Origin of the sequence: Leptolyngbya boryana PCC 6306 (assembly GCF_000353285.1) — a bacterium.
GTDB classification, from domain to species: Bacteria; Cyanobacteriota; Cyanobacteriia; order Leptolyngbyales; family Leptolyngbyaceae; genus Leptolyngbya; species Leptolyngbya boryana.
Map to the genome: position 1 here is coordinate 214,700 of NZ_KB731325.1, position 17,304 is coordinate 232,003.

Sequence of the window (17,304 nt, forward strand, 5' to 3'; positions counted from 1 at the left end):
TTCTCTAAGTCAAGTAAGAATGTGAAAAAGTGCTTCTACCATCATTGTTAGATTCATTCTAGACATCACAATTCTATCGATTCTCAATCTGATAACTTCAGTAAGTTTAGAATCGAAAATCTAAATTACATTGAGTTTCATTCCTACATTCACACCATGACAAATGTCGCGTTCATGCTTGTGAAAGAATTTGCTGTGCTAAGGGTGACCCTTTTTGGTGCAATGCCAGGAGGTACTTGGCTTCATCATACGGAACTCGGTCTTGCCAGCAACGAAATAGAATCCGAATCCACTTAAACGCCAGTGCTCGAATTGCAGCTTGATGCGTCTTTCCAGCTTGTTTCTGAGCTTGATAGAATGCCTTTGCCCCAGAGGGACGCTTTGCGCGATTCATTCGCCCACTCAATGAAGGTTTGGCGTAAGAATCTCGGTGCTCCCCAACGCCAATGTATCCAACACTTTTTCCCACTGCGTTCGGTTACCGGAGCAATGCCTGCATACTGCAACAAGTCTTGGGCAGTTTGATAACGAGTGCGATCTTCTCCAAACGCCAGCAGCAATCGTGGCGCGAGGTTAGTTCCAGCATGAGGGAGCGCCGCAAAGATCGCAGCATCAGGCAGTTGATTGAATTCGCGATCTATTTGGGCTTCAAACTGACGCACCGATGTGAGCAAGCTACGAAGTTGGCTGACCAAGGCTTGCACCATGAGTTGAGACGATTCGACGATCGCCGAATCTTGCGTGAGTGGAATACCGTTGCGTAAACACTCAATTCGACGAGCATTGCAGTCTTTGTAGCGAGAATGATGCTCACAGAAAAACTGCTGCAACTGTTCATCGCTGACTTGCTGCACCGCACTCAAAGTTGACCATTGTGTGAGAAAGTCACAGAACACCATCGTATCGCGATGCTCGAAACAGTCAATCGCTTGAGGAAAGTATCCTTTGAGCACATCGACGAGACGATTGGTCGTGCGTCCAATATCTTCAATCAGCGTGCGTCGCCATTCGACGAGTGCTTGCAGTTTTCTGAGCATTGGGCTGGCAGGTTGCCAAACCGTCAGTTTATCCCGGTGTTTCCGAAGAAGTTCAACCTGCAGTGCTGCATCCGTCGGATCATCCTTTGCACGACTCGGAGTAAAGACTTGACGATACTTAGAGACGGTTTGAGGATTGACGGGATAGAGGACAAGGAACTCGTACTTACACAATGCATAGATCAACGGTCCTCGTTTCTGTTCCAGGCAAACAGCAATCGGTTGTCCTCCATAGCGCACCCGCAATTGCATTGCCCAGGCTTCAATCGCTTCTGGTCGAGCGCCAATCACGCAATGTTCTTGAGTTTGAGCCGCACAATCATACAAACACACATCGTGCTTTTGGTCTGCCCAATCTAAACCAATCAAAGCCACATAAGGCATGTCAGTCATCTGAGTCCACCTCCGAAGGAATGTGTCATCATGAACTTGGTTTCAATCCCAGTCTTCAGGCGAAAGTATTATGGCAGACATAAAAATCTGTCCCTGAGGATTCGTTCATTGAGGACTAGGAAGCGAGGTCAGTGCGACAATATGTTAGAAGTCATCTGGCTGTCGCCCGTTGCATAGTCGTCACTGACCTTGCCTATTCTCAGGGCAATTCTGATCTCTTCGGTACTGCCCTTGTCTACCCATAAAACCGATTGACCATTGAAGTTCAATAAGTTGAAGGCGTGATGAAATGCCTCATCGGTCGCCTTTGCGTTAGGAACTTGCCCCCATACTTCGATGGCAGCCTGATTGAAGGATTGAATTTGCCCCCTACGATCGCAGACGTAGGTTGCCACGGGAACAAGATCGAGCAGACGTAAATCATTGATGACCATCGGGTTAAGGGAAAGCAGTTTATTCATAGAGGGTGACGGACTTCACTCAACTGAAATCATAAATTCCTACTTTCCTTCCAGCCAACTGGCTTAATCTCATTGGATTGGAGGTTATCTCGGTTTCTATTAGTACTGGGGTATATGGGTGAGTTTTCCTCTAGAAAATACGGTTTCAGTAGCGCGATGCCAGGGTGATCGATTTGTCGTACCAATTCTGCGATCAGCTTCAACGCCATCGGTAAAGGTGTAGTGTGCCCATTCTCTCAGTGATTAACGGTTTTGAACGAAACCCCTAGCCGAGCTGCAAAACTCTCCTGAGATAGGTTGAGTCGCTGTCGCAGGTCACGGATTAACGTTGCAGTATTTGATAATTTCGTGATTGGCATTGTCTTTTTCTTCTCCTTTAGGAGGAAGAATAGGGCACAAGGGATACTGAGGAACCCGACTAGAGGCAGATTTTGCAATTCGGGATGATGGCAAACTATTCCTCAGGTGGGAGGTATGAAAATAGACACGAGGGACATACTCTATAGCGGGCTGCCTAAGTTGCGAATCATGCCTCATGTCTTACTGGTTGATGATGAAGCCCCTCTGCGGGATAGCCTGAGTTACGCTTTGCAGAAAGAGGGCTATGAAGTCACAACCGCAGCGGACGTTGCTGCTGCATTGAAACTATTTCACAAGCAAGTGCCGGATGTGATCTTGCTGGATCTGATGCTACCGGAGGTAGGCGGCATGGAGGTGTGTTGGCGCATCCGAGCCTTTTCCGATGTTCCCATTGTGATGCTGACCGCAAAAGATCAAGACATCGACAAAGTGTGGGGACTCGAAGCAGGAGCCGATGACTACATCACGAAGCCATTAGAGTTGTTGGGGAATAAGTTGTAGAGTTGTGAGATTCCTGCTTTTTGCCATCAGATTAAGCAGCCATCAAGTAAAAGTTCCAGAGCCCAGCAGCAGTCAGCATTAAACGGTCATCAAAATCTTTTATACGATTGCGATAGATTGCGCTCACCGCACCATAACGCTTGATGCCTGCAAACGCATTCTCACAGAGAACTCGCGATTGGCTCAAACTGCGATTTTCTTGTTTCTGCTCATCGCTTAACTCACCCCCTCTCGGTTTCTTGTGCGGAATGCGAATGTTCGTGTACTCGGACTGCAAGCCTTGAAACCCCAAATCGACTTCAATGGGAATCTCATCTGGGATATGAAACGCAATCTCTTCTTGGGCTTCAAAGCGCTTGTCGTGGAGCTTTCCTTCGCAGGCTTTGCTCAACACCAACACTCGTTTGGTTTGGTCTACTGCCGCTAGGTGCTTGCGGGTATGACGACGCTTTTTGCCGGAGTAGTTTTGCGTCTGCTGTTCTGCATCTTGAGGGCGTTGAATCGGACGCTCAGTTCCATCAATCATCACCCGTTCCACGCCTGGAAACATCTCCATGAAAGCGTCAATGCTGCGTAACTTGCGTTCGGGTAACACTAACTCATGCCCCAATGCAGTTTCGAGAATCGGTTGCAGTTCATGCATCCATTCATGCGTCTGAGAACGGTCAAGGTCAAACAAAATCCCGGCTAAATCAAAGGTCGGGTAGCATTTAAAGTAGAACAAAATGTAAAACAGCTTCGCTTCTGTGCTGTTCAACCTGGCTTTGCGCCCACCGCCCTTTGCTCGTTTTCGGACTGGCTTTGCCGCACTGCGGCTTGCCTCATACGCTTGCTCAAAACTCGGCAGCAGGGCATCAAAAGCTTTACGATTCAGTCCAGTCAAAGCTCGAAGCAAGCGATCTTGGTTTAGGGCGCGTTCAAGGTTCAACATCAGATGCAATTCACAGGATTTCTGTCTATTATCCTCTATTTCCCAACAACTCTATTTAACACGCGAGAATTGTTGGCACGCATTCGAGCGGTTTTGCGGCGACGCTCGGCGGGAGAAGGATCACCAACTGTGGATTAGGGGCAATGTGGTTGAAACGATGCGGTTCAATCAAGTGGAATTCGTTACACACAAAGCTGTTACTCACTTACTAGCTGCTCACGGTGCTGGGAACGTCGCTGATGGCAGGGTTTCTGTTGCGATCGCTCTCCGCGTACTTTATGCAGATGCGACAAACGGATTTAGAAAATTGGACGACCGCCATTAGTGAAAGTGTTGCAGATGAGTTAGAGCAAGAAAACGTTCAGCGGGTGCAGCAGTTGATGGAACGTCATGGTAAACCCGAAACAGTAACCGTGCGTGTTTTGAGTCCAAAAGGCTAGCTACTGGCATCCTCTGCCTATGAAGACTACCGCATCACAAACTGGCTAGCAGTTCCAGGTGTGCGAGAAGCTTTACAAAATCAGCAGATGGTGCAGGGAACCGCAAAAGGGGTATTAGCGAACGACGATCGCTTGTATGTTGCCCACCCGATTCGGCGAAATGGACAGCTTTTGGGCGTGTTGCGGATGTCGGTGACACTAGAGCAATTTCAGCGGCAATTTTCGTTTTTATGGTGGATGGTCATTGGAACTCTGTTGCTAACGATGCTGCTGTGTGCGGTGATCAGCGATCGTTTAGCGAGGAGTTTTTCCATCCCGATTCAAACGATGCGAAATTTTGCGATTCGCTTGGGTAGCGGTCAGTTTGGTGATAAACTCAGCATTCGTCAAAGTAATGAATTGGATGAACTCGCGATCGAACTCAATCGCATGAGTGAACGGTTAGCCTCACTCGATCAAGAGCGTCGGACGTTTCTCGCCAATGTCTCGCACGAACTGCGTACCCCAATTAAATATCCAAGTGACCGTAGAAGCCCTGCAAAATGGAGCCGTGGAAGAACCGCACTTGCGCGATCGCTTTTTTGAGTCGATTGAAGATGAAACACGACGATTAGCCCGATTGATTCATGATTTACTCGATTTGGGACGATTAGAAGCCGGAGCAACCTTGTTAGAGCAGCAGCAGATTGATCTCCAGCAACTCATCAACCGTGCCGTTCGAGCGCTCGAAACGCGAATGCAAGCTCGTCAAATGTCCCTGCATCTCAATGTTGCAAAGGTTTCACTCGTTGGCGATCCAGAACGACTTTTACAAGCCTTATTAAACATTCTGGACAACGCCATCAAGCATTCCAAAGAAAATTCTCAGGTTTCTATTACTGGCGCACGAGACGGTCAACAAGTCGTGATTACGATTCAGGATCAAGGACCGGGGATTGAGCCAACTGCATTACCTCGAATTTTTGAGCAGTTTTATACGGGTGATCCGTCCCGTAAAGGCAATAGTACGGGCTTGGGACTCGCGATCGCACAGCGCATCATTCAAGCACATGGAGGTACGATCACAGCAAGCAGTTCAATTGGACAGGGTGCGAAATTCACGATTTACTTACCACTGCACCCATTAGAGCGTTCCACCAATTGAGCAATGATCCTGACGAGTTCTTGAGCATTAATCGGCTTTGAGAGGTGCTTATGGAAGCCAGCATTGAGCGCTTGGCGTTGGTCTTCGGGTCGAGCATAGGCAGTCAAGGCAATCGCCGGAATGTCTCGCCCTCTAGAGGCGCGAATGTGCCGAATCGAGTCATAACCGTCCTCTCCAGGCATGGCTATATCGCTCACAATTACATCGGGTTGGGTATGTTCTAGAGCGGCGATCTCTGCTTCAGCAGAGCACATCGCAATAACGATCGCTCCCGCCTCTTCGAGAACTTTCTGAACCATCTCACGGTTGTCTGTATGATCTTCGACCACGAGAATTTGAAGCTGTTCGAGAGAGGGGATTTCCTCCACTGTAGTCGCTGCCATTACGTTGGGTGCCGAATCAGCGATCGTTTCTGGATGCCAATTGGAAATCGGTAGATGCACTCTAAAGGTTGTTCCTTGATTGCATCCTTGGCTGTGCGCCTCGATTTTGCCATTGTGCAGTTCAACTAACTGACGCACGATTGCGAGTCCCAATCCCAGTCCGCCGTGGGCACGAGTTGAAGAACTATCGGCTTGCCGGAAGTGATCAAAAATGTGGGGTAGAAATGTGGGGTCAATGCCAATTCCCGTATCGCGGATTTGTAGTTCAATCCGGCTATTCGCGGGCATCACTTGCAATTCGACCTGTCCGCCTTCTGGAGTGAACTTGATCGAATTCGTGAGCAAATTCCAGATAATCTGGCGCAATCGTACCGGATCTGCTTCAATTTTCCCAATCGTGGGATCAAGGTGCATCGAGAGCTGAATCGATTTAGCATCAGCTTGGGGACGGACGGACTCCACCGTTGCATCAAGGAATGAAGCGAGATCGATCGGATGAATCGAGAGTTCAACTTTGCCGCGCATCAATCTAGAGACATCAAGAATATCTTCGATCAGTTGCGCTTGTGCTTGGGCATTCCGATTGATTGTTTCTAATGCTCGTCGGGTCGTCGCTGGATCAAACTCACGATCGAGCAAGAGTTGGGACCAGCCGAGAATCGAGTTGAGCGGTGTTCGGAGTTCGTGAGAGACGATCGCGAGAAATTCATCTTTCAGACGGTTCGCATTTTCCGCTTGTTGACGAGCCGCTTGAGCGCGGATGATTTCGGCAGTTTTAGCAATTAATTGGGCCGCTTGCTGTTGGACTTCGAGATTTTTCTTAAATAGACCTCTTGCGAAATAAAAGCGAAGTTTGAACAGCATCATAACGAACTGGATAACTTGAGATTTAAGCAGCAATCAAGTAAAAGTTCCACAAACCTGCTGCAGTCAACATTAAACGATCATCAAAATCGGCGACATGATTGCGGTAAACGTGGCTCACGGCATTGTATCGCTTTATTCCCGCAAAAGCGTGTTCACATTTGACCCGATGCTGACTCAACTCCCGATTTTCCTGTTTCTGTTGCTCAGTCAACGCCTGCTTTTTTGGCTTCTTGTGCCCGATTTTGATGTTGTCGTACTGATTCTGTAGCCCTTGAAACCCCAAATCTACAGCAATGGCGACTTCAGTGGGAATGGTATGAAGTGTCAACTACCGGAACTTGTCCACTTTTGGTGAATTAGATGTCAAAATGGAATAACAGCTTTTTCCATTTGAATGTGGAACTTTTCAACGAACTATTACCTAATCGAGAACATCTACAGCTTCAAGACTACCAGGTAGATCGCGACCAGCACGTTATTACTATTTTCGTCTGTTCAACACAATCTAGTAATCCTTGCCCATTATGTGAACAGCGAGCCAAGCAAGTTCATAGTCGCTATCGTCTGATACTGGCTGATCTGGCATGGGCAGACTACCGCATTGGAATTGAAATAACGGTGCGAAAGTTCTTTTGTCGGAATTCTCGCTGTGAGCGGCGAATTTTTACTGAGCGTCTTCCCGATGTTATGGAACCCTGGGCAAGACGAACGCAGCGTTTAGCCGAACAGTTGTATGAGATTGCGCTGGGTTTAGGGGGTGCAGCAGGCACAAAATTGAGTAAAAAGATACATTGTGGTGTGAGCCGAAATACCTTGCTGAGATTGCTGTTCAGACAGCCACTGCCTGCTTACGAAGTTCCCAAAACTTTAGGAGTGGATGATTTTGCTTTTTGTAAGCGCTTGAGTTACGGAACGATTTTAGTGGATTTAGACGCACGAAAGCCGATTGCGCTACTCAAAGGGCGGGATGCGAGCCTGCTTGCAGAATGGCTGAGACAGCAGCCTGGAGTTGAAGTCCTGTCCCGTGACCGTTCCCCGGTGTACAAAAGCGGGATGAGTCAAGGTGCGCCGAATGCGATTCAAGTTGCAGACCGCTTTCACCTGATTCATAACTTGGCTGAGGTGTTAGAGCAAGTTTTTAGGAGCCACAACAGTGACTTGCGACACATTACGTCTACTCATACAGATCATCAGAATCGTGAGGAGCTTGAACGAAGCCGCAATCAAGGAGAATCTATTGAGACTGTCGAACCCTTATCCACAGTGTTAGAGCGCTTGGATGTACCCATGAAGACATACTATCAACGTCGTCGCGCGTTACATCATGTGGTTTGGCAACTTTTTGAGCAAGGATGGTCAACTGAAGCGATTGCTCGATATACCGAGATGAGTATCCGAACCGTACAGCGCGACCTCAATAAACCGAAACACGTTGAGCATCAACATCGGGCTGATTATGGTCAGAACCTAGCAAGTCCTTATCGAGACTATATACTGCAACGCTGTACACTGGGTCATCGATGCGTCGGGCTGTTGGCGGAACTTCAAGCTCAAGGGTACAAAGGCAGTGACCGAACGTTGAGACGGTACTTGAAGTGGTGAGCAAGCGAAGAACCCAGCAAAGAACCAACAGCACTATCTTTACCTGCTTTGCCATTAATGAATGCCCCACCGCCAACTGCTTGGCATCCACCTTTGAGTGCGAATCGAGCCACTTGGTTAGTTTTACGCAAAACTGAGCCTGAAACTCTAAGAGAACAGCAATTGCTTAATGCTTTACAGTCCTCTCCTCAGTTTGCTCTGGCCATTGATTTAGCTCAATCGTTTGCTCGATTAGTTCGAGAGCAACAACCGGAGCACTTTGAGGCATGGCTAGACCAGGCATTACACAGCCAAATTGCTGCTTTTGTCAACTTTGCCAATGGTTTGAAGGAGGACTTTGCTGCAGTTCAAGCCGCAATGAAGCTTAGTGCGAGCAATGGTCAAGTAGAAGGGCAAATCAATCGATTAAAGCTTCTGAAGCGGCAAATGTATGGTCGGGCTGGAATCGAACTGCTGAGGCGACGGTTTCTAGTAGCAAATTGAGCTATCTGGTAAGCCTATCATAAGAAGTTGCTACGAACCTTCAAGTAGACTGACAACAATCAGATACCACAGTGTCTAGCTCGCTTGCTTCACCAAAAGTGGACAAGTTCCGGTAGTTGACGCGGCATAGACGACGGCGCTCGGTGCTTCCATTCCTAAATTAATGCCGATGATGCAACGAGAATGTGTATCCACGATCGTCGTTAGCCACGGTCGTCCTAACACTTCTCCCATTTGATCCACAACCAATAAGTCCGCCCGCGTGTGGTCACATTGCCACACTTGATTACTTTCTTTGACTTCGACTTCTAAGCCTTCACGGGTTTTCAGGAGCAAGGTTTCGCCACTCCAGCCAATGGAACGGGAGCGCGATCGCTCCTCTTGTCGATCCATCTCACTTTGCAGAACGCGATACACACTCGCTCGGCTCGATGGATGACTATCGCCGATTTCTAATGCCCGTGCTGCCACTCGAACGGCAACTTGGGCACGGCTCATTCTGCGTCCACCCCGATTCCCAGCCCGATACGTTTCCAGAATGTAATCGCTCCAATCTTCGTCGAGTCGCCGCTCTCCCCGATCCGATCGCTCTTGTCGCACAACGCCATCGACTCCTTTGGTTTGCCACGCTTTCATCAAAAGCTGCACGTTTCGCACCGTCATGTTCAATTGCTGGGCAACCTCTTGCTGAAGCGCGAGATAAGTTGGGCGATCCGGCGCATTTGCCAACCGCTGCATCGATTTGACGCGCTCTTGCTCAGCGAGCGTCAACGACCGCGATCGCACTTTGACGCCTGCGTTGTCTGGAACGGGTACTGGCTCAGCTTCCTCGATCGTCATGCCCTACTGCTGCGAAATTTAATCTGAGATTCGACGCTGTTACTCTACACCCGTCCAAGGTCGCTTCTGTTCTCGCTTTACACAATTTCTCCGTTCGTAACTTTCCGCAAAAAACGTAATTTAATCTGAGACAACCTATTCCAGAAATTTACGAAAAATAATTAATTCGGTAAACCCCCAGCTCGGCTGGGGGACTCCCAGAGTTTGACAGTTCCAGGAATCTAAGAAAGAGTCTCAAAGACACGAACACAGTGATTCGTGCAAGGAGACTCAAAATGAAAGATATCGGAAGTTTAAGTCATACGAAGTGGGAGTGCAAATATCATGTGGTATTCATCCCCAAGTATCGAAAAAAAGCGTTGTACTACGAGCTACGGCAGCATTTAGGCGAATTGTTCCGAGAGTTGGCAGCGCAGAAGGAATGTCGGATTGAGGAAGGACATTTGATGAGCGATCATGTGCATATGCTGATCTCAATTCCACCGAAGTACTCGGTGTCGCAAGTGATGGGATACATCAAAGGCAAAAGTGCGATTAGCATTGCGAGAACGTATCAGGGGCGGCGGAAGAACTTTACGGGACAACACTTTTGGGCAAGAGGATACTATGTCTCGACGGTGGGACGTGATGAGGCATTAGTGCGCCAGTACATCCGGGATCAAGAAAAAGAAGATCAGCGGGTGGATCAATTGAATTTCTTCAACGAGTAGCCCGAATGCCTCCTTCAGGAGGTGCTGAACTGCCGCTTTGAGCGGCGCACATACGTTAAAGCCTTCGGCTCTGCCGGAGGTTTATTACTCCGGTTTCATCTATCACCACGCTTACCGAGCATTCTTCACCAGATGCAGGTATCTCACAGCAACTATTCACACCGTCTCATCTTCGTGATTTTCAAAAGCCGCTTACGGATGCTCGTTTGCTGCAATCTGAATCGTTGCAGGATCAGATTGAGCGCAACCCTGTAGAAATCGCACAACAGGATTCAGACCCATCATCAGAAGAGGAAGAAATTATTGGAGTCGAAAAGCTTCAGAAGCCAACCTCAACTCCGGTCTATACGATAGACTCCGATGAAATTCGGCGTGAGAGTGCGGATAGTTTAGCCGAAATTTTGCGGAGGTTGCCCGGATTTGCGGTCAATGATGCTGGCTTTGGAGCCGATATTCACACTGGAACTTTCTATCGAGGAGCTTCAATCAATCAGTCTGTATTCCTGCTTAACGGAAGACCGATCGGCACCAATGTGAATATTTATCATGGTGGCACTGATTTAAGCTCAATTCCCACAGGTGCGATCGAGCGAGTCGAACTCACGAGCGGAACGGCTGCCACGCTTTATGGATCTGAAGCGATCGGGGGTGTTGTTAATGTCGTTACCAAGAAAGGAACTGGCATTCCTCAGTTTAATGGCTTTGCTCAGTTGGGATCATTTAGCACCTCGAACTATCGCGGCAGCTACTCAGGGGCACTCGGAGCGGTCAACTATCTATTTAGCTATCAACGATTTAAGGCAGATAACGATTACTTTGTTCCGGTTGGAGCCGCAAATCGAGGTCCGGATGGACGATTGTTTAATGGCGATTCGACTCAAGATAATTACTACGGTAACTTGAGCTTTGACCTCAACGATCGCAACTCACTCAGTTTAGATGTTTCGACTGTGACCAGTCGGCGCGGCTTGTTGTATTTTGGATTTCCCTTACAGCGCGATCGTTTAGATCACGATACCGTGAATGTCGGTTTGACTTGGAAAGCAGCGCTAGGTCGTGGAGACGATTCAACGCTCAATACAACTCTGTCGTTTAATCAAGACTATTTCAGCACTTACGGACCCACACAAACCACATTCTTTCGCCGAGGGATCGTAAATTCTCGCGGCTTCAATGCCAGAGTCGAACATAACTGGCAAACCAGCAAAACGAACAATTTGCGATGGGGCGTTGACTTACAAAATTCGCTGCTCAATGGAGAAGCCTTTAGTACGCTGCCGCAACTAGCCCAATTTAACGGTGGGTTCGACCGCGATCGCTTTCAAACTGCTTTGTTTGCCTTAAATACCTGGCAAATTACCAACAGTTTCCAAGCCGAATTTGGTTTGCGTCAAAACTTTACGAGTGAATTTGGCAGTTATCTCAATCCTAGTGTTGGAACACGATGGGCAGTCTCTCCTAATCTTGCACTGCGAGGTAGTTGGGTATCTGTGCATCGTAATCCGGGCTTGGATCAACTGTATGCGTTTGATACGGTTCACAATTGGTTGCCCAATCCTAATCTCAAGCCTGAAACCGGATCGTCTTGGACGGCTGGGATCGATGTACAACTGTCTCAGAGCTTTGCAGCACAGTTCACTTACTTTGGTAGTCGGTTGAACGATCGCATTGCCGTTCAGTCGGGGCAATGGGCGAATATTGGATTAGTCAACACGAACGGCATTGAGGCAGCATTGCGCTGGCAGATTGCGCCACAGTGGTCTACGTTTGTCAACTACACTTACACCGATGCCAGGATTGGTAGTGGTGTAGAACAAGGATTGCAGTTGAGTACGATTCCGTTTTCAGTGGCACGCTTTGGAATTGGTTATGCCTCAAACGGCTGGGAAGTCAATTTATTTGCCAATTACTTCAGTGGCGCACGACGCGCTTTATTTACGCTTGCGAGCGATAGTTCTCGTGATTTTTCACCCGCCTGGATCAGTTTTGATCTAGGCTTGCGGATTCCCATTGCTCGTGGATTAGGTCTCAGCGTGTTTCTCGAAAATCTTGCCGATCATAGCTATGAAAAAGTGAACCGGATCTATCAACCTGGTTTGACTTATCGAATTGGTCTAGTTTCAGATTTTTAGGCATTGCCGGATTAATTGGTTTTCGTAAGTGTCAAGCTTCTGAATTCCTTTAGCTCTCAACCTTGGAGCTGATTTATAAGGAGAATCTAAACGTAGACGACGATTCGCTTAATGCTGAAACGAATGACCGCTTAACTTCTTGCTTATGAATTCTGTAAGGCTTTTACTTGCTTATAGTGATCGGGAATGTACGATTGCCCAACGTCCATTTCCTCGCTATCGTGGATTGTATGTATCAAGGTTTAGATACTACCCGCTCGATGCGTTTGATGATGGTTTTCCTGATTCAGTTTGCTTCACCAACAGTGGGACTGAGAAAGTTACAGGATTGTCAGTCAAAGTGGGAGAGCGCGTTTTTCAGCTTGAGAACAAAAACGGACTGTTTCTGATCTCTTCGGAAATAGCAAACATCTAAGTACAGGACAAAAATTGTAGAGTATCGTAACTACTCAGGTTAAAAGATCGTAAGGAATTGTAGGCAAGTACGCAAATAACAGTAAGGTTCAAACTATTCAAAGTTGTCGTGAGGGCATCCTCTTGAGCGACCCTACTCCTAAAAATCTGGCAATGAGTCGCGACGAAATCCGAGCGATCTATGCCCAAGGCGAAGATGCAGTCATTGCTCTGGTTGAGGGGTTATTGCAACGGATTGCTGGACTAGAAGAACGGATAGAAGCTTTGGAGAATCAACATGCGAAAAATAGCCGCAATAGTAGTAAACCACCATCGGGAGATGGGTTTGCGCCGAAACCGAGAAGCCAACGGCGCAAAAGTGAGCGCTCCAGTGGGGGGCAAAGCGGGCATCCAGGAGCGACCTTAGAGTGGTCAGAAGAGGTAGATGCTGTGATGGTTCACCCGGTTGAGACTTGTGAAGTTTGTGGCATCTCGTTGAGAGCAGTCGAAGTGGAATCGTGGGAGAGTCGCCAAGTGCAAGACCTAGCCCCGATTCAACTCAGCGTTACTGAGCATCGAGCCGAAGTCAAGTGCTGTCCAGGATGTCAAACCCTGAATCGAGGAGCGTTTCCGGTCGGGGTGAATAGCGTGGTGCAGTATGGCGCCAGCTTAAAAAGCCTGATGGTGTATTTTCTGGACTATCAGTTGTTGGCATCTGCACGGGTGGCAGAACTGTTTGCGGATATCTTCGGCTGTTTGCTGTCCGAAGCGACGCTGTATACCAGTCGAGAACGATGTTTTGAGACATTAGAGCCGATTGAGGATTGGATTTTCGAGCAAGTAGCGCTTGCGGAGGTGATCCATTGTGACGAAACTGGAATGCGAGTCAAGGGTGGATTGTGGTGGCTGCATGTTGCCAGTACCGATGGCTTTACCTTCTACTTTGTTCATACCAAGCGGGGTAGAGCAGCCCTTGAGGCGATGGCACTGCTGCCTAACTTTGAGGGCGTGAGTGTGCATGATGGCTGGAAAAGCTATGCCCAGTATGAGTGTGACCATGCCTTATGCAATGCCCATCATTTGCGAGAACTCGAATTTATCCGAGAACGCTATGCTCAGACTTGGGCAGAAGAGATGAGCATTTTGCTGTGCGATCTCAAACAGCAAGTCGATGACGCAAAAATGCAGGGACACTCCACGCTCAGTCGCGACCTCGTGCAGTGGTTTGAAGAACGCTATGTGCTGCTGATTGAGGCGGGATTGTCTCTCAATCGCATCAATGACCCGCCGCTTGATGACGCAAAATCGCGAGGACGACCCAAAAATCGCCCGCAAAGAACTTACTCGACCGCTTACAGCAGCACCAAGCGCAGGTGTTAGCATTTATGCTGGACTTCCGCGTTCCCTTTGATAACAATCAAGCCGAGCGCGACCTTCGCATGATGAAATTGAAGCAAAAGATATCGGGTGGATTTCGCTCCGTTGAGGGCGCACAGATGTTTGGGCGGATTCGCGGCTATATCTCCACGCTCAAAAAGCAAGGGTTGAATGTCCTCGAAGCACTCAAGCAAGTTTTCTTGGGCAACCCGACAATGCCAACGGTGCTTCAGCCTGAGTAGTTACAGAGTATCTATGAACTCACTCATCTTTTGATCAAGGTTGAACAGGATGCTACGGAGATGATCGAAGCCATAACGAAAGATGCTTTTGGCTCTGCGACCATGCTTTTTCAGCTTCAGGGGATTGAGTTGATGCAACCACTCTCAGACTAAGATCGCCCAGCACAAGGCTAATGAAAGGAGTGCTAATAGCTTGCTCAAGCGCTTGGGGTCAGTCAGGTGAGTCGATTCCAAGCAGAAGCCACGGGTCTTGAAAATGCCGAATAGGGTTTCAATGCCCCATCGCTTGGCGTAATCGGCAATCGCAGACTTCGGAGCGCTTTGGGTAGCGACCACGAGCAATTCGCCATTCTCTAATCGGGTTGCCGCAATGTAAACCCAATGCCCCCATAAACGGCGTTTGTGCCGCAGCACCTTCGTTTGACCGACTTGCAAATCCGCAAAGAGAACCCGAACTTTGCGACTGGTCTGCCCATCGCTCAGTTTGTGATTCTCACGAATCCGAATCCGAAAGGGCGTGAGCGGGTCTTGCAACAGGTAGCCAAACCAAGCTTTGCCGACAAACTCCCGGTCTGCAGTAAGACAAGCAATGTCGCGATCTCCAAAGCGTTCAAGAAACTGGTTGAATAACTCCATCTGTTCTGTACTGTTAGAATTGCCTCGCTTATCGAGTAGACACCACACCAGTGGAAACGCAACCCCATCCTGCACCACACCCAACATCAGGATATTGAACACACAATCGCCAAACTGCCAATCGGTACGGTCAATCGATAGCACCCAAGGTTCAGGAATTGCCATCAGGGTGACAATGGCTTGGGCAATCTCTGCATAATCCATCTCGTAATCTCGGAAAAATCGTTGCAGTCGCTTGTAATGTGAATCGGTTTGAGCTTTGCCATTGAACGCCGTTGCCAGTTCGCTAAAGTTAACGGTCTTCACCCGAAACAAGGCAATCAAGAAAGCAGCAACAAAGCTCAATCTTGCGCCATGCCAAGCGAGATGCGGTCGCAATTTCTCTTGAAGTCGAGTAACCTGATTCATAGGGGTTTTGTGGTTTAAGAATGTGGTAATTCTCATGAAACCCCTTCCTATGAATTATTTGCAAGCTTTTGTCCTGTACTTAGAGCAAACATACTAAAGACTGCACCAGAACAATCTATGCAATTGAGAGCAACAGCGGATAACGGCGAAGTCGTTGACAGCGCGATCGGACAGGGAACTGTGAGAGCTTGGAGAAGCATTTACTAAGCAATTTCATCTCACTCTGTCTGGTTAGAGAATGTGCTGAGTGATTCAACACGCCAAAGTATTTAATACGATTAGCGTAACCGTCTCTTGAATTTTGCGATGCTCTTTCATCTCGCTTTTTCAGCGATTTTCAGTTCAATCATCGCTCTAATCATGACTCGATGCGCTACAGTTTTTGCTTAAATTGCAGTCGATCGAGTCTCAGTTGGTGTTGGATGTTGAACAATGATCGAAAGCCTAGCAATACAATTCCAATCGTCGCTAGTCCAGTTGCGGCTGCGATCGCAAAAATCAGCACGATTTGATAACGGACTGCATCGGTTGGACTTGCTCCCGCGATGATTTGTCCCGTCATCATTCCAGGTAAGCTTACCGTTCCCATGACCATCATTTGATTGATGGTTGGAATCATCCCCGTTCTCACCGCTTCTCGAATGGTTCCCTGTGCAGCTTCCCAACGGGTCGCGCCCAGTGCTAGCAATGATTCGATTTGGTCTCGTCGCACCGTCAAATCTTCGGTAAAGCGATCGAGTGCTAGGGATGTTCCTGTCAGTGCATTGCCTAAAATCATCCCAAGCATCGGAATAATATATTGCGGATTGTACCAAGGCTCAACGCGAATGATTCCGCTCACGATTGCTCCCAGCATCAGTGCAGAAGAAGTAAATATCGAAACAAAGCTATTCCAATACATTCCTTGGTAGCGGCGTTTTGTTCGATCAATCGCGGATTGCCCTGCTAGAAGCGTCATAATCAGCGCTACAGATAGCACCGACCAAGATGATTGTAGTGCAAAAATCCATTTCAATACATAGCCAATCAGTAAAAGTTGAACTGTCATCCGAATGGAGCCAATCCATAATTGTTTCTCCAAGCCAAGTTGTAAGACGATCGAGAGGATGAGGTTGATCAAAATCAGCATTGCTGCTAGTGCAAGCTGTCCATCACTAATCAGAACATAATTTGTCATGGCCGTTTGAGGGTTAATCGTTGATCGGTCATTCGCTCTAATTGTTCTGGATTATGGCTTGTCCAGAAATACGATCGCACTGGGTTTTCCTGCTGCCAGAGGCGCACAAGAGCTTCAAATCGCTGCTCGGTCTGAGCATCGAGTGAGGCAGTTGGCTCATCGAAGAGCATAACAGTTGGAGAACAAAGTAAGGCTCGTAGGAATGCAGCGATTTGACCTTCTCCACCAGAAAGAGCATGAGTTGGATGATCGAGAAAGTCAGGCGATCGTCCCAGAATTGATAGATATTCTAGAATTCGTGGTCTTTGATCGCGGTAACGATCCGGCGAACGACGAACCGCCATTCTGTAGATCGCTTGTAAGTTCTGTTCAACAGTTCCTTCGAGCAGTGCAGGGCGTTGATGTAAGTATAGAACTTGAGTTCGGTAATGGGGAATGAACCAATCAGAAAGGGATTTTCCTTGAAGAGCGATCGTTCCAGATTGAACCGGGTCGAGTGCTGCGATCGCTCTCAATAGTAATGTTTTTCCGGCTCCGGCTTCTCCAGCGATCGCACATCGTTCTCCCGGATACAACTCAAAGTTGATCTGCTTCCAAACCCAACGTCCTTGAATCTGCCGCCCTAGATCCTGAATAACTAACATACTGATTCCTATCGGTACAGCAGAATCAATATACAAAATCTTAAACTCAAAGTGAAAGTTATGTGAGTTTCTTTACTCCAGCGAATATTCTATTCTTCACTAATCTAAATAATAACTCTAACCCAGGGCGAGGTCGTCAATTT

Annotated in this window: 17 protein-coding genes and 2 pseudogenes; 9 read left to right on the forward strand and 10 right to left on the reverse strand. The window is 47.9% G+C overall.

From position 1 onward, the window contains the following. Nucleotides 1-293: 293 nt before the first annotated feature. The 3 genes from LEPBO_RS39025 to LEPBO_RS45495 all read right to left on the reverse strand — a co-directional run bounded on the left by LEPBO_RS39025 (nt 294) and on the right by LEPBO_RS45495 (nt 2,250). Nucleotides 294-1,430, reverse strand: a complete 1,137-nt coding sequence (locus LEPBO_RS39025; protein WP_225903987.1) for an IS110 family transposase — start codon at nt 1,428-1,430, stop codon at nt 294-296. Nucleotides 1,431-1,558: 128 nt separating this feature from the next. Further along, nucleotides 1,559-1,891 (reverse strand): hypothetical protein, encoded by a 333-nt coding sequence (locus tag LEPBO_RS0131950; RefSeq protein ID WP_017291673.1) that lies wholly within the window; start codon nt 1,889-1,891, stop codon nt 1,559-1,561. A gap of 236 nt (nt 1,892-2,127) precedes the next feature. Then, a complete protein-coding gene (locus tag LEPBO_RS45495; protein ID WP_199323936.1) occupies nt 2,128-2,250 on the reverse strand; it encodes a helix-turn-helix domain-containing protein in 123 nt (40 codons plus the stop codon). A 169-nt stretch (nt 2,251-2,419) separates the two neighbouring features. Between LEPBO_RS45495 and LEPBO_RS39030 the strand changes: the two genes are divergently transcribed. After that, nucleotides 2,420-2,752, forward strand: coding sequence for a response regulator (locus LEPBO_RS39030; protein WP_017291675.1), 333 nt, complete (start codon nt 2,420-2,422; stop codon nt 2,750-2,752). Nucleotides 2,753-2,783: 31 nt separating this feature from the next. Here the strand turns inward: LEPBO_RS39030 and LEPBO_RS0131965 are convergent, their stop codons facing one another. Beyond that, nucleotides 2,784-3,683, reverse strand: coding sequence for a transposase family protein (locus LEPBO_RS0131965; protein ID WP_017291676.1), 900 nt, complete (start codon nt 3,681-3,683; stop codon nt 2,784-2,786). Between the two features lie 221 nt (nt 3,684-3,904). Between LEPBO_RS0131965 and LEPBO_RS45160 the strand changes: the two genes are divergently transcribed. From LEPBO_RS45160 to LEPBO_RS45170, 3 genes are read left to right on the forward strand one after another with little or no spacing between them, the layout of a single operon-like run. Further along, nucleotides 3,905-4,123 carry a hypothetical protein gene (locus LEPBO_RS45160; RefSeq protein ID WP_199326397.1) on the forward strand — a complete coding sequence of 73 codons (219 nt, stop codon included), beginning with the start codon at nt 3,905-3,907 and terminating at the stop codon, nt 4,121-4,123. A 60-nt stretch (nt 4,124-4,183) separates the two neighbouring features. Then, nucleotides 4,184-4,708, forward strand: a complete 525-nt coding sequence (locus tag LEPBO_RS45165) for a hypothetical protein (RefSeq protein WP_199323937.1) — start codon at nt 4,184-4,186, stop codon at nt 4,706-4,708. Then, entirely contained in the window at nt 4,644-5,267 is a 624-nt protein-coding gene (locus LEPBO_RS45170) for a sensor histidine kinase (protein ID WP_199323938.1), read from the forward strand. Before LEPBO_RS45165 ends, LEPBO_RS45170 begins: the two co-directional genes overlap by 65 nt. Here LEPBO_RS45170 and LEPBO_RS39040 read toward each other — a convergent pair. Next, entirely contained in the window at nt 5,228-6,517 is a 1,290-nt protein-coding gene (locus LEPBO_RS39040) for a hybrid sensor histidine kinase/response regulator (RefSeq protein WP_017291677.1), read from the reverse strand. The genes LEPBO_RS45170 and LEPBO_RS39040 overlap by 40 nt on opposite strands. Nucleotides 6,518-6,539: 22 nt before the next feature. Continuing rightward, the gene (locus tag LEPBO_RS0131985; protein ID WP_017291678.1) at nt 6,540-6,845 is read right to left on the reverse strand and encodes a transposase family protein; all 306 of its coding nucleotides are present in this window, start codon (nt 6,843-6,845) and stop codon (nt 6,540-6,542) included. A gap of 32 nt (nt 6,846-6,877) precedes the next feature. Between LEPBO_RS0131985 and LEPBO_RS39045 the strand changes: the two genes are divergently transcribed. Continuing rightward, nucleotides 6,878-8,119, forward strand: a complete 1,242-nt coding sequence (locus tag LEPBO_RS39045) for an ISL3 family transposase (RefSeq protein WP_017291679.1) — start codon at nt 6,878-6,880, stop codon at nt 8,117-8,119. Nucleotides 8,120-8,176: 57 nt separating this feature from the next. Next, nucleotides 8,177-8,602 (forward strand): ISL3 family transposase, encoded by a 426-nt coding sequence (locus LEPBO_RS44180; RefSeq protein WP_017291680.1) that lies wholly within the window; start codon nt 8,177-8,179, stop codon nt 8,600-8,602. Nucleotides 8,603-8,677: 75 nt separating this feature from the next. Here the strand turns inward: LEPBO_RS44180 and LEPBO_RS0131995 are convergent, their stop codons facing one another. Continuing rightward, nucleotides 8,678-9,442 carry a DDE-type integrase/transposase/recombinase gene (locus LEPBO_RS0131995; RefSeq protein ID WP_017291681.1) on the reverse strand — a complete coding sequence of 255 codons (765 nt, stop codon included), beginning with the start codon at nt 9,440-9,442 and terminating at the stop codon, nt 8,678-8,680. A 275-nt stretch (nt 9,443-9,717) separates the two neighbouring features. On the opposite strand from LEPBO_RS0131995, the gene tnpA reads away from it, so the two are divergent. From tnpA to tnpC, 3 genes and pseudogenes are all read left to right on the forward strand, one after another. Continuing rightward, nucleotides 9,718-10,152: an IS200/IS605 family transposase gene (gene tnpA / locus LEPBO_RS0132000; RefSeq protein WP_017291682.1), complete on the forward strand. Its 435-nt coding sequence runs from the start codon at nt 9,718-9,720 to the stop codon at nt 10,150-10,152. A 206-nt stretch (nt 10,153-10,358) separates the two neighbouring features. Further along, nucleotides 10,359-12,284, forward strand: coding sequence for a TonB-dependent receptor plug domain-containing protein (locus LEPBO_RS0132005; RefSeq protein WP_017291683.1), 1,926 nt, complete (start codon nt 10,359-10,361; stop codon nt 12,282-12,284). Nucleotides 12,285-12,851: 567 nt separating this feature from the next. Further along, nucleotides 12,852-14,296, forward strand: a pseudogene (tnpC, locus tag LEPBO_RS0132015) (IS66 family transposase). On the opposite strand, the pseudogene LEPBO_RS39050 reads toward tnpC, so the two are convergent. The 3 genes and pseudogenes from LEPBO_RS39050 to LEPBO_RS0132035 all read right to left on the reverse strand — a co-directional run bounded on the left by LEPBO_RS39050 (nt 14,297) and on the right by LEPBO_RS0132035 (nt 17,161). Further along, nucleotides 14,297-15,340, reverse strand: a pseudogene (locus LEPBO_RS39050) (IS4 family transposase). It abuts the pseudogene before it with no gap. Nucleotides 15,341-15,713: 373 nt separating this feature from the next. Next, nucleotides 15,714-16,517 carry an ABC transporter permease gene (locus tag LEPBO_RS0132030; RefSeq protein WP_017291687.1) on the reverse strand — a complete coding sequence of 268 codons (804 nt, stop codon included), beginning with the start codon at nt 16,515-16,517 and terminating at the stop codon, nt 15,714-15,716. Then, on the reverse strand, nt 16,514-17,161 hold the full coding sequence (locus LEPBO_RS0132035) for an ABC transporter ATP-binding protein (protein ID WP_017291688.1): 648 nt from the start codon (nt 17,159-17,161) through the stop codon (nt 16,514-16,516). Before LEPBO_RS0132035 ends, LEPBO_RS0132030 begins: the two co-directional genes overlap by 4 nt. Between the last annotated feature and the right edge of the window lie 143 nt (nt 17,162-17,304).